Origin of the sequence: Microbacterium ginsengiterrae, from assembly GCF_014205075.1 — a bacterium.
GTDB lineage: Bacteria > Actinomycetota > Actinomycetes > Actinomycetales > Microbacteriaceae > Microbacterium > Microbacterium ginsengiterrae.
In genome coordinates, this window is the sequence record NZ_JACHMU010000001.1 from 1,552,108 (window position 1) to 1,563,790 (window position 11,683).

The window sequence follows — 11,683 nt, forward strand, 5'->3', positions numbered from 1 at the left end:
GGCTCAGCTCAGTTCGATCCCCCAGGAGAGCGTCCAGGTCTCTCCGGGGGAGAGGCGACGCAGGCCGATGCGACTGTTGAACGCATCGGCCGGTGCCGTCATCGGCTCGATCGCGACCGCGAGCTTCTGATCGGGGTAGTCCGTCGTCGTGTAGACCTGCACGAAGTCGAACCCCTCGCCCTGCCAGAGTGTGAGCCTGCGCCCATCAGGGGCGGTGAGGGTGTGGCGGACCAGGCCGTCGTCACCCCTCACCAATTGCGCGAACCCTGTGTCGAGCGTGATGCCGCCGAGGCGCACGCCGGTGCGCAGCTCCTCCGGTGCGGGGACGGCCTTCGCCGGCAGCATCCGCTCGTCCGTCTCGAACTGCGCGCCCGCCTGGACCTGAAGCACGAGATTGCGCGGGTCGACGTCTCCGATCGTCACGAACGGGTGGGTGCCGACCGCGACGGGGGCCGGGGCATCGGACCGGTTGGTCAGGGTGTGCGTGACGCGGATGCCGGAGTCGGTGAGCGCGTACGTCACCGACGTCGCGATCTCGTACGGGTAGCCGGTCTGGGGGTGGACGGTCGCGCGGAGGGTGGCCGCAGCATCCGTCTGCTCGATCTCGTACGCGGAGAATCGGAGCAGGCCGTGACTGGCGTTGCCGAGCTTCGGCTCGGTGATCGCGAGCTGCCTGGCCGTGTCGCCGTCTCGCCAGAGGCCGTCGCGGACGCGATTCGGCCACGGCACGAGCACGATGCCGGAGGCGGACGGCGTCGGGCCGTCTTCCGGGTAGCGCGGGACGAGGTCGACACCGCCGACGGTCAGGCCGCGCAGCGACGCGCCGATCTGGGCGATCTGCGCGGTGACGGAGCCGCGGCTCAGATGGACCTGGGTTCCGGTGGGGGTCAGTGAGCTCACCTGCACATCGTACGAGGGTCTCTCCCAGGTGGCTCGGTTAGACTCTCCCGGTCGGCTTCGGGCATCCCGCAGCGCGGGACCTCAGCAAATGTGAGCCCAGGGGCCGATGGTTCATAAACCATCACATGAATGGCCCCGGCCGATGGATGCTCGGGTATGTCCGCCGTGCGCTGATCTCTGTGCGCGTGAGCGGGCGCTGTTCTCGTGTCAGAGACAGTCAGGAAGACATCATGCCCAAGAACGGCAAGCCCAAGGGCGGACGCCCGTCCCGCAATTTCGAGCCGCGCTACGCGAAGAAGACGTCGTTCCACGACCGTCACGCCGGCGGCAGGCCGGCAGCCGGTCGCACGGACGCCGGTCGTCCGGCACGCGACGACCGAGCGGATGCCGGTGAGCGCAGCTTCGCGAACGATCGTGGCCGTTCGGCCGGTGCCGATCGCTACGACCGTCGCCCCGGCAGCCGGAGCCCCGGCCACCGCGGCCACCGTGCAGAGGCGGAGTCCGGCGCTCCGAAGCGCCGCTGGACCGAGCAGGAGCGCGCCGGTCGCGATGAGGCCCGCGGAATCCGCAGCCGTGCCGAATCCGGTCGCCGCGAGGCGCCGCACCACCGCGACGACCGTGGATCGTACGGTGATCGTCCTCGCACCGAGGGTCGCTTCAATCGTGATGACCGTCCGCGTCGTGATGATGCGGGTCGCTACAACCGCGATGACCGTTCGCGGCGTGACGACCGTGGATCGTACGGGGATCGTCCTCGCACTGAGGGTCGGTTCAACCGTGATGACCGTCCTCGTCGTGATGATGCGGGTCGCTTCAACCGCGATGACCGTCCTCGTCGTGACGACCGTGGGTCGTACGGTGACCGTCCTCGCACTGAGGGTCGCTTCAACCGCGATGACCGTCCTCGTCGTGATGACCGTGGGTCGTACGGCGACCGTCCTCGCACTGAGGGTCGCTTCAACCGCGATGACCGTCCGCGTCGTGACGACCGCAGTTCCTATGGGGACCGCCCGCGTCGCGACGACGACCGCCGCGACAGCGGACGCGGTGAGCGCCCTCGCTTCCAGGGGGACCGTCCGCGCTTCGCTGGCGACCGCGCCGCAGGGCGTCCGCAGCGCGCAGACGACCGCGGCGGCGACCGCGCCCGTCGCGACGACAGGGGCGGCCGCAGCGAGCGTCCGTCGTACGGCGACCGTCCGCGGCGCGATGACCGGGCACAGCGTCCGAGCCGCGACGACTGGAACAAGACGGCTCCGGCCCGCTTCGAACCCACCGAGGACGTCGTCCACGAGAAGCTCGCCGCTCAGGTCGTCGCCGCTCCCGAGGTCGAGGGCACGACGTTCGGCGACCTCGGTCTCGGATCGAACATCGTCGAGACCCTGAAGAACCTCGGCGCCGATGCGCCGTTCCCGATCCAGGCCGCGACGATCCCCTCGATCCTCGAAGGTCGCGACGTGCTCGGCCGCGGACGCACCGGCTCGGGCAAGACGATCGCGTTCGGCGCTCCCCTCGTGGAGAGCGTGCTGAAGTCGCAGGCCGGCAAGCGCCGCGAGTTCGGTCGCGCACCGCGCGCGATCATCCTCGCTCCGACGCGTGAACTGGCCCTGCAGATCGACCGTACGGTGCAGCCCATCGCGCGCAGCGTCGGTCTGTTCACCACCCAGGTGTACGGCGGCGTCCCGCAGGCGCGCCAGGTCGGTGCGCTGAAGAAGGGCGTCGACATCGTGATCGGCACCCCCGGGCGCGTCGAGGACCTCATCAACCAGGGCAAGCTCGACCTCTCGGAGTGCCGCATCGCGGTGCTCGACGAGGCCGATCACATGTGCGAGCTCGGATTCGTCGAGCCGGTCCAGCGCATCCTGCGCCACACGGCAGAGGGCAGCCAGAAGTTGCTGTTCTCCGCGACGCTCGACCGTGAGGTCGCCGCGCTCGTGGAGGAGTTCCTCGTCGAGCCGGCGGTGTACGAGGTCGCAGGCGAAGACCAGGAGTCGAGCACGATCGACCACCGGGTGCTCGTGATCGACCACCGCGACAAGGCGGAGATCCTCACGTCCATGGTCGACCGCGAGGGCAAGACGCTCGTGTTCGCGCGGACCCGCGCGTATGCGGAGACGCTCGCCGAGCAGTTCGACGACGCCGGCATCCCCGCGGTGTCCCTGCACGGTGACCTCAACCAGGCCAAGCGCACGCGCAACCTGCAGCGCCTTACCTCCGGTCGTGTCCAGGTGCTCGTCGCGACGGACGTCGCCGCCCGCGGCATCCACGTCGATGACATCGACCTGGTGATCCAGGCCGACGCGCCGGACGAGTACAAGACGTACATGCACCGGTCGGGGCGTACGGGTCGCGCCGGCCGCTCCGGCCGCGTCGTCACCCTGATCACGCGTCAGCGTCAGCGCCGGATGACCGAGCTGCTCGGCCGCGCCGAGATCGATGCGCCGTTCGACCAGGCGCGCATCGGCGACGACATCATCGAGGAGATCGCCGGTCGCATGCCGACCGACGCCGACCTCACCGCGTGATCCGTACGGGCGGCGGGGGCGTTCTGCTCCCGCCGCCCGTCACAACTCCGGAGAAACCGGCCTCTCCGCACGTTCTGCAGCCGAGTTTCCGCGGCTCGACGAAAAACCTCCGGAGTTGTGCCCCGGGGAGCGGGCCGATGCGGGGGAGCGGGCCGCTGCCGCGGCCGGTCTCGCGGCGTCAGACTGCGGGTCGCGTGTGCACGGCGGAGCTCAGCGTCGTGCCGTTCAGGTCGAGGTACAGCTGCGCCTCGGTGACCGTCAGCGTCACGGTGCTGCGTCTTTCCAGCAGTGCGACGGCCTGATCGATGAAGCCCGGATCGAAGCTGCGCACCTCGATCGCTTCGACGTTGTGGATGCGCTTGCCCGCCCATGGCGCGACGACCTTCGCCGGATCGCGGTGCGTGTAGACCACGACGCGCTCGGCCAGACGGCTGCCGTGGTGCAGGCGCTCGGCGTCCGGCGCCCCGACCTCGACCCATGCGAGGATCGATCCGGTCATGTCACGGACGATGACGGCGGGCTCCTCTGTCGACGAGATGCCCTCACCGAAGGCGATGCCCTCTGCGTACTCGAGGCAGTACGCCAGCAGCCTCGTCACCATGTAGGCATCGGTCTCCGATGGATGCCGTGCGACGCGGAGCGTGAGGTCGTCGTAGACGCCGCGATCCATGTCGGCCAGCTGCACTGCGAACGTGTGGATGGTCGAACCGATTGCCATGATCATCGAGCCTACGCGGCCGGGCGGCACGTGCTCGTTAGCCTGAGTGCATGCGCTTCATCCGTCCAGAGTCGACGCCGCTCATCGATGCGGCACGGACGCTCCCGGAGTCGACCCGTGGAGCGGATGCCGCCGCCGCGGCGCTCCGTGCCGACCACGAGCGCTGGAGCCGCACGTTGTGGGGCGTCGGCGCCTTCCTCGTGTTCGCGGTCGGGGCTCTGCTGACCGGGATGATGGTCGACCTGCTCGTCGGATACGCCACGACGGCAGCCGAGCAGACGCTGGCCGTGGCGCTCGTCGTGCTCGGCGTCGCGCTCGCGGCGGCCGGGCTGGTCGTCCTCTTCCGGCTCTGGCGCACGGGACGCGCGCTCTCGCGAGCGGCGGTCATCTGGTCGCGCGTGCCCTACCTTCTCGGCGTGCGCGACCGTTCGGCGACGGGTTGGCTGGCTCCGCGCCCGGTGCGGGAGAGCCCGGTGATGTTCGTGCGGGTGGCGGCGTGTGCGCTGCTGTTGCTGGTGGCCGTCTTCGGCCTGTCGATCTTGTTCTTCCCCGGACGGGAGGCCATGGTCGCCACGAGTGTCGCCTGCGCGCTCATCGGCGCGGTGGCGGCGTTCTGCCTGGCGGGGCTGTTCGGCGGCATCGTCACGATGCAGCGCGGCATCCGCGAACGCGATCCGCGCTGGGTGCGCGCGCTCGCTCGCTGATCCGATCGCCGCTGGGGCCGCGCGCCGTCAGAAGAGCATCGGTGCCGATGCGCTCGCCACCGATGCCGGGCGCATCGCCGGGCGGGTGAGGCGCCGGGAGGGCTGCTCGTCCTCCGTGCGCACGTCCAGTCCGTGCATGCGGATGAGAGGGCGCATCCTTGCTGCGAGCCACTTCCGGTACGGCGTGGGCGCCTCGGCCGCTGCCCCGGGGTACAGCCCGCGGTAGGAGGAGGCGAGCTCGGGGTGCTCGCGCTCCAGCCACTGCAGGAACCAGGGCTTCACCCCCGCCCGCAGGTGGAGTGCGCCGTAGATGACGTGGTCGGCGCCCGCGTCCTTGATGCGGCGGAGTGCGTGATCGATCGCCTCGACGGAGTCGGTGAGGTGAGGGAGGATCGGCATGAGGAAGATCCCGACGCGGAAACCCGCCTCGCTCAACGCCCTCACCGTGTCGAGCCGCGCCTGAGTGGACGGCGTCCCCGGTTCGATCGAGTGCTGCAGCTCGTCGTCGTACATCGCGATCGACATCGAGACGTCGACGGGGACGGCGGCTGCGGCCTCCTTCAGCTGCCGGATGTCGCGGCGGATCAGGGTCCCCTTCGTGAGGATCGACATCGGTGTGCCCGATTCGGCGAGCGCCTGGATGATGTCGGGCATCAACCGATACCGACCCTCGGCGCGCTGGTACGGGTCGGTGTTCGTGCCGAGCGCCACCGTCTCGTGCTCCCAACTGCCGCGCCGGAGCTCTCGCCGCAGCACCTCGGCGACGTTCGTCTTCACGACGATCTGTGAGTCGAAGTCACCACCGCCGTCGAGGTCGAGGTACTCGTGCGTTCCGCGTGCGAAGCAGTAGGTGCAGGCGTGGCTGCACCCGCGGTAGGGGTTGATCGTCCACGCGAACGGCATGCGTGAACCGCCCGGCACCCGATTGAGAGCCGACTTCGCGAGCACCTCGTGGAAGGTCATGCCCGCGAACTCCGGCGTCGTGACCGATCGCACCATCCCGCTGCGATTCTCGAGGCCGGGCAGCGCCGCGGCATCCGTGTCTTCGATCATCTGTCCCTGCCACCGCATGCACTCATTCGAACAAATACGCGATGTTAAGTCAACCGAGATTCCGAGAAATGTTCGAGCAGAGGTTAAGGGAGAATGGACGGATGAGAGGCGCACTGCACCCCCGGCATGCGTCACGTTCACCTCGTTCGTTGCACGTCGCACTGCCGGTCGGACTCGTCGTCACGGCGCTGGGGGCGCTGTGGGCGCTGAGTGATGCGCCCTCGGCGGCCGAGTCCGCGCCGCTGCCTCCGGCACCGAGTGTCGTGGCGCACCTCCCGGGTGTCGACGTGTCGGCCGTCGACCCTGCCGATCCCTGTGCGGATGCCGCGGTGCGGGATGCGCTCGCCTCCGGTGACGATGAGGCGGCCGTCACGGCCTTCGGCGGGGGCATGGCCTTCCGCGACGCCGTGGTGACCGGCAACGCGCCATGCGTGTCGTTGAGTGATCCGAACCGGCACTGGGTCGTGGTGAACAAGAGCCGCGCCCTCGAGCCTGCGGATCACGAACCTGCCGGGATGACCGAGGCATCGGTCCAGATGACGACCGCATCGCATCTCATCGACGAGGATGCCGCGTCGGCGCTCGCCGAGATGGCAGCCGCGCTGCGCGACGCGGGGGCCGGCGAGCTCGGCATGAACAACGCCTATCGCTCGTACGGTCTGCAGGTGTCCAACTACTCCGATCAGGTGGCGCAGTCCGGGCAGTCCGTGGTGGACCTCAGCTCGGCGCGACCGGGGTTCAGCGAGCACCAGACCGGCTTCGCCGTCGACGTGGTGGCCTGTGGCAGCGGATGCGGCGAGATCGGCGCCTTCGGCGGAACATCCGAGAGCGACTGGGTGGCCGCGCACAGTTGGGAGTACGGCTTCATCATCCGGTACGAGCCCGGGCAGACCGGGACCACGGGATACGAGCCGGAGCCGTGGCATCTGCGCTACGTCGGTCCGGCCCTCGCGGCGGCGTACCACGAGGGCGGGTTCCGCTCGCTCGAGGAGTTCTTCGGGCTGCCCGCGGCTCCGGATTACCCGCACTGATCCTCGGTGGCGCCGTGCTGACCCGGCGGCCGAGCGCATGGATCTGTGGCTTCCCACAAACGGGATACCCGGTGTCATGCATGGTGGGATGCATTCTCACAACGCCATGCGACGGCATCCGCTCTCCCGAATAGACTCGCCGGAGCAACGACGCCAGAAACGTTCGGGAGGACGGCATGGAACGCGACATCTACGACGAAGACCACGAGGCATTTCGCGACCTGGTGAAGGACTTCGTCAAGCGGCACGTCTCGGTGCAGAGCATCGAGAAATGGGATGCCGATGGCGAGATCGACCGCGACACGATGCGCGCGGCCGGTGAGGCGGGGATCATCGGACTCTCCGTCCCGGAGGAGTTCGGCGGCGCGGGGATGCTGCAGGACTACCGCTTCCGCACGATCGTCAACGAGGAGATCATCGGCGCAGGTGCCGGATCGCTCGCCGGCGCATTCGGCATCCAGGACGACCTCGCCGTGCCCTACCTCGTGCACATGGGGACGCAGGCGCAGAAGGAGAAGTGGCTTCCGCGGATGGCCACCGGTGAGGTCCTCGGTGCTCTGGCGATGACCGAGCCCGGCGCCGGTTCGGACCTTCGCGGCATCAAGACCACCGCGAAGAAGACCGACGGCGGCTACATCGTCAACGGCGCGAAGACGTTCATCTCCTCGGGCAAGACCGCGGACATCGTCGTCACGTTCGTCAAGACCGGTGAGGGCAATCGCCCCGACGCCTTCAGCCTTCTCATCATCGAGAACGGCATGGAGGGCTTCGAGCACGGCAAGAAGCTCAACAAGATGGGCTCGCACGGGCACGACACCGCCGAGCTGTCGTTCAGCGACGTGTTCGTCCCCGAGGAGAACCTCATCAGCGGCAAGGAGGGGCAGGGGTTCATCCAGCTGATGATGAACCTTCCGCTCGAGCGCCTGTCGATCGGGATCGCGGCCGCCGCGGCCTCGCAGGCCGCGCTGACCTGGACGGTCGACTACACGAAGGACCGCGAGGCGTTCGGCGAGCGGATCATCGACTTCCAGAACACCCGGTTCAAGCTCGCCGACGTCGCCACCACGGTCGACGTCATGTGGGCGTACCTCGACCGCGCGCTGCTCGCGTACAAGGACAAGAAGCTCACGGCCGAGGAGGCCGCGAAGGTGAAGTTCTGGACCACCGAGCGGGAGTGGGAGATCCTCGACACCTGTGTGCAGCTGCACGGCGGATACGGCTACATCACCGAGTACCCCATCGCCCGTGCGTTCCTCGACGCGCGCGTCCACCGCATCTACGGCGGCACGAACGAGATCATGCGCGACATCGTGTCGCGTCAGATCGCCGGCAAGCGCTGACGACGACGCATGATGCCCGCTCTCCACTCCGGAGGGCGGGCATCATGCTGTGCGGGGCGCGACGTCAGGGCTGCCAGGGGAACGTGAGGGCGAGGATCGCCCCGGATGCCGCGATGAACAGCACGATGAACACCGTGTCGCGGACCCGGAAGGGCACCGTGTACCGCTCGGTGCGCGTGGGGTGCGCACCGAAGGCGCGAGCGTCCATCGCCAGGGCGACGCGTTCGGCGTGGCGGATCGCGCTGGCCAGCAGCGGGACGATGTAGCCCCAGCCGCGTGCGATCCTCGCGAACGGTCCGCGTCCGCCGTGGTGACCGCGCACGCGATGCGCGGCACGGATCACACTGAGCTCGTAGCCGAAGCGCGGCACGAACCGATAGGCAGCCAGCGCGGTGTAGCCGATGCGGTACGGCACCCTGAGGTGCTGGATGCCGGCGCGGACGAGGTCGGGGCCGGTGGTGGTGAGCCCGCCGATCAGGGTGAGGGCGAGGATGGCGGCGAGGCGCAGAGCGGTGGTGAAACCGATCTGCACCGCCCCGGTGAACAGCGTCCACCCGCCGATCTGCAGGAACGGCGCGGTGGTGTCGACGCCCGCGGCATCCACCCAGATCGAGAACCCGAAGCCGATCGCGACGATGCCGAGCGGGATGACGAGGAACAGCAGCATGACCGTCCGGGTCGTGAGGCGTGCGCCGATGAGGATCACCGCGTAGGCGAGGGCGATCATGCACAGCGGGGTGATGAGGTCGCGGACGAAGACGAGCACGACCACTGCGGGGAGGACGGCGGCGATCTTGGCCAGCGGATTGAGCGTGATGAGGAGACGGCCGCCGGATGCCGAGGAGCCGGGCGCATATGGATCGACCGTCGGGACGGGCGCGGTCATGAGGCGACCTCGGTCACCATGCCGCGCTGCTCGGGAGTCAGGGCGCGGTGCAGCGCGGGAAGTCGGAGTCCGGCGGACTCGAACAGCCCGTCGGTCGCGAGCAGCTCCGCCGTGGGTCCGGTCGCGTGGACGCGACCGTCGGCGAGGACGACCGTGTGCGTCGTGTGGTCGGCGACGAGCTGCAGATCGTGCGTGACGAGGAGGATCGTCGTGCCCTCGGCCCGCACGTCGGCGAGCAGCCGCAGCAGCTCGGCGGCGCGGGCGCGGTCCTGACCGAAGGTCGGCTCGTCCAGGGCGAGGACGCCGGGGTGCGAGATGAGGGCGGTGCCGACCGACAGCCGCCGCTTCTCGCCGCCGGACAGGAGGAAGGGATGCGTGTCGGCCTTGTCCGTCAGGCCGAAGCGGGCGAGCATGTCGCCGACGCGCTCATGGACCTCGGCATCCGCTGTTCCGCGCAGACGGAGTCCGTGCGCCAGCTCGTCGAAGACGGTGTGTGCGATGAACTGATGCTCGGGATTCTGGAAGACGAAGCCGATGCGCGCGGCGAGGTCGTGGGGAGAGGCGCGGCCGGGGTCCACGCCGTCGACGGTGACCTGCCCTCGAGGAGGAGGGACGACGCCGGCGAGCGACTGGATGAGCGTCGTCTTGCCCGCCCCGTTCGCCCCGACGATCGCCGTCAGGGAGCCGGCCGGAATGTCCAGGTCGATGCCGTGCAGGATCTCCGTGCGCCCGCGCCGGACGGTCAGCCCGCGCGCCCGGACGATCGCCGGCGGCTCCGCGGTCGCGGCGGCCGCCGGAGCGCCGGACGGATGCAGGGCCGAGGCACGGGTGTCGGCCGGATCGGCGGCGTGTCGCCCTGCATCCGTGCCCGCGCCCTGCATCCGTGCGGTCGGGAGCGGGTCCGTGGCGCGGGGAGGGACGGGATCGGCGGAGAGGGAGGGCGTGGCGGAGGGGGAGGTGGGGGCGGATGCCAGGGCGGCGGCGAGCTCGTCGGGGGTGAGCGGCAGCGGGATCGTGTCGGGCAGGATGCCGCGTGCACGCAGCGTCCTGCCGGCGACAGTCGCCGCGGGGAGCCACACGCCCATGGCGAGGAGCTCGTCGGTGTGCTCCTGCAGGACTTCTCTGATGGGTCCGTCGCATGCGATCCGGCCCTGCTGGTCGAGGACGATCGTGCGGGTCGCGAAGCGCATCGCGGCATCCAGGTTGTGCTCGACGAGGATGACGGCGCGGTCCCCCGTCGCGGTGAGGTCCATGAGCGCGTCGTAGACGTCGTCGATGCCCTGCGCGTCGAGATTCGCGGTCGGCTCGTCGAGCACGATGAGCCGTGACCCCATCGCGATGGCGCAGGCGATCGCGAGACGCTGGCGCCCTCCGCCGGAGAGCCGGTCGGGATTCTCGTTACGGCGCTCCCACAGTCCCACCCGGCGCAGCGCGCGCTCGGCGCGGGCGAGCACCGCATCGACGGGGAACAGCAGGTTCTCCAGCGCGAAGGCGACCTCGTCCAGCAGGGTGCCCGTGACCAGCTGCGCGTCCGGATCCTGGAACACCATCGCCACGTGTCCGCTGAGCTCCGCCACCGGGGTGTCCGCGGTGCTGCGACCGTCGACCTCGACCGTCCCGGTGACCTCGCCGGGCACCGACTGCGGGATCAGTCCGTTGAGGGCAAGGGTGAGGGTGGACTTGCCGGATCCGCTCGGACCCAGCACGAGGACGACCTCGCCGGGCTGCACGTCGAAGCTGACGCCGCGCGGGCTGGGGAGGCCGGCCCCGGCGTGCGTGATCGAGAGGTCGCGCACGCGAAGCAGGGGCGCGGATGTGCGCACGGCAGCCCTTCACTTCGACTGGCTGACACTCGCTCTCGACGAAGGTCAGACTCGGACGGGTACCCGTCCAGGTTAGTCCGCCCTTACCTGCGCCGCACGTCGACGCTCAGACGCGGATGACGCCGGCGCGGCGCAGGGCCGACCCGATCGCGAGTCCGATGACGGTCCAGGCCACCGGTCCGATCACGAACAGCACCCCGAATCCGATGGCGCCCCAGAGCGGGAGGCTGGAGACGTGGAAGGCGAACCACAGCGGGACGGCGATGACGAGCCCCGTGATGGCCGACGACAGGAAGAACCGCCACGGCTCCCAGTGCCGGTATCGGGTGGCGGCGGAGACGGCCTCCTGGACGCCGCCGAAGACCACGGCAGCGAGCAGGTAACGCCCCGCCATGGCCGGCACGAACGCGATGCCGATGAGGGCGGCGATGGCGTGCGTGATCAGCGCCACCCACGGCGCGCGCAGCACCTGCTGCGCGATCACACCGGGGAGGACGTGGAAGCCGAGGACGAGTCCGTAGAGGGGGATGGCGCCGCTCGCGGCGATGATGTGCAGGCCCGCCCATCCCGCCGAGACCAGGCCGGTGGCGACGCCGACAGCCGCGCAGACAAGCAGCGTGCGGGTCGCGAGCACACGGTTCTTCGGCACGCCATCAGCCTAGCGGCGCCCCCGGGCCCCGGGACCCGGCGTCGAGCGGGAAAAACC

10 protein-coding genes are annotated in these 11,683 nt (G+C 69.7%); 4 read left to right on the forward strand and 6 right to left on the reverse strand.

The window, feature by feature from the left end:
- Positions 1-3: 3 nt before the first annotated feature.
- Positions 4-900: an aldose epimerase family protein gene (locus tag HD600_RS07745; protein WP_184282744.1), complete on the reverse strand. Its 897-nt coding sequence runs from the start codon at positions 898-900 to the stop codon at positions 4-6.
- Positions 901-1,130: 230 nt separating this feature from the next.
- Between HD600_RS07745 and HD600_RS07750 the strand changes: the two genes are divergently transcribed.
- A complete protein-coding gene (locus HD600_RS07750) occupies positions 1,131-3,422 on the forward strand; it encodes a DEAD/DEAH box helicase (RefSeq protein ID WP_184282747.1) in 2,292 nt (763 codons plus the stop codon).
- A 178-nt stretch (positions 3,423-3,600) separates the two neighbouring features.
- On the opposite strand, the gene HD600_RS07755 is transcribed toward HD600_RS07750, so the two are convergent.
- Positions 3,601-4,140 (reverse strand): YaeQ family protein, encoded by a 540-nt coding sequence (locus HD600_RS07755; protein ID WP_184282749.1) that lies wholly within the window; start codon positions 4,138-4,140, stop codon positions 3,601-3,603.
- 50 nt (positions 4,141-4,190) lie between these two features.
- Between HD600_RS07755 and HD600_RS07760 the strand changes: the two genes are divergently transcribed.
- Positions 4,191-4,844: a hypothetical protein gene (locus HD600_RS07760; RefSeq protein WP_184282751.1), complete on the forward strand. Its 654-nt coding sequence runs from the start codon at positions 4,191-4,193 to the stop codon at positions 4,842-4,844.
- 27 nt (positions 4,845-4,871) lie between these two features.
- Here HD600_RS07760 and HD600_RS07765 read toward each other — a convergent pair whose 3' ends face one another.
- The gene (locus tag HD600_RS07765; protein ID WP_184282753.1) at positions 4,872-5,915 is read right to left on the reverse strand and encodes an Rv2578c family radical SAM protein; all 1,044 of its coding nucleotides are present in this window, start codon (positions 5,913-5,915) and stop codon (positions 4,872-4,874) included.
- Positions 5,916-5,998: 83 nt separating this feature from the next.
- Here HD600_RS07765 and HD600_RS07770 point away from each other — a divergent pair, with 83 nt between their 5' ends.
- Together HD600_RS07770 and HD600_RS07775 are read left to right on the forward strand one after the other, a co-directional pair.
- The gene (locus HD600_RS07770; protein WP_184282755.1) at positions 5,999-6,928 is read left to right on the forward strand and encodes a M15 family metallopeptidase; all 930 of its coding nucleotides are present in this window, start codon (positions 5,999-6,001) and stop codon (positions 6,926-6,928) included.
- A gap of 176 nt (positions 6,929-7,104) precedes the next feature.
- The gene (locus HD600_RS07775) at positions 7,105-8,268 is read left to right on the forward strand and encodes an acyl-CoA dehydrogenase family protein (RefSeq protein WP_144794523.1); all 1,164 of its coding nucleotides are present in this window, start codon (positions 7,105-7,107) and stop codon (positions 8,266-8,268) included.
- 64 nt (positions 8,269-8,332) lie between these two features.
- Here HD600_RS07775 and HD600_RS07780 read toward each other — a convergent pair whose 3' ends face one another.
- The 3 genes from HD600_RS07780 to HD600_RS07790 all read right to left on the reverse strand — a co-directional run bounded on the left by HD600_RS07780 (position 8,333) and on the right by HD600_RS07790 (position 11,626).
- Positions 8,333-9,154, reverse strand: a complete 822-nt coding sequence (locus HD600_RS07780) for an energy-coupling factor transporter transmembrane component T family protein (RefSeq protein WP_184282757.1) — start codon at positions 9,152-9,154, stop codon at positions 8,333-8,335.
- A complete protein-coding gene (locus tag HD600_RS07785; protein WP_184282759.1) occupies positions 9,151-10,977 on the reverse strand; it encodes an energy-coupling factor transporter ATPase in 1,827 nt (608 codons plus the stop codon). The genes HD600_RS07780 and HD600_RS07785 overlap by 4 nt, the downstream gene beginning before the upstream one ends.
- A gap of 106 nt (positions 10,978-11,083) precedes the next feature.
- Entirely contained in the window at positions 11,084-11,626 is a 543-nt protein-coding gene (locus HD600_RS07790) for an ECF transporter S component (RefSeq protein ID WP_144794529.1), read from the reverse strand.
- Positions 11,627-11,683 lie beyond the last annotated feature (57 nt).

Excerpts from the sequence above, each read along its gene's own strand:
- HD600_RS07760 (WP_184282751.1), top strand. The coding sequence starts at position 4,191 with ATGCGCTTCATCCGTCCAGAGTCGACGCCGCTCATCGATGCGGCACGG.
- HD600_RS07775 (WP_144794523.1), top strand. The coding sequence starts at position 7,105 with ATGGAACGCGACATCTACGACGAAGACCACGAGGCATTTCGCGACCTG.
- HD600_RS07770 (WP_184282755.1), top strand. The coding sequence starts at position 5,999 with ATGAGAGGCGCACTGCACCCCCGGCATGCGTCACGTTCACCTCGTTCG.
- HD600_RS07765 (WP_184282753.1), bottom strand. The coding sequence starts at position 5,915 with ATGCGGTGGCAGGGACAGATGATCGAAGACACGGATGCCGCGGCGCTG.
- HD600_RS07780 (WP_184282757.1), bottom strand. The coding sequence starts at position 9,154 with ATGACCGCGCCCGTCCCGACGGTCGATCCATATGCGCCCGGCTCCTCG.
- HD600_RS07755 (WP_184282749.1), bottom strand. The coding sequence starts at position 4,140 with ATGGCAATCGGTTCGACCATCCACACGTTCGCAGTGCAGCTGGCCGAC.
- HD600_RS07750 (WP_184282747.1), top strand. The coding sequence starts at position 1,131 with ATGCCCAAGAACGGCAAGCCCAAGGGCGGACGCCCGTCCCGCAATTTC.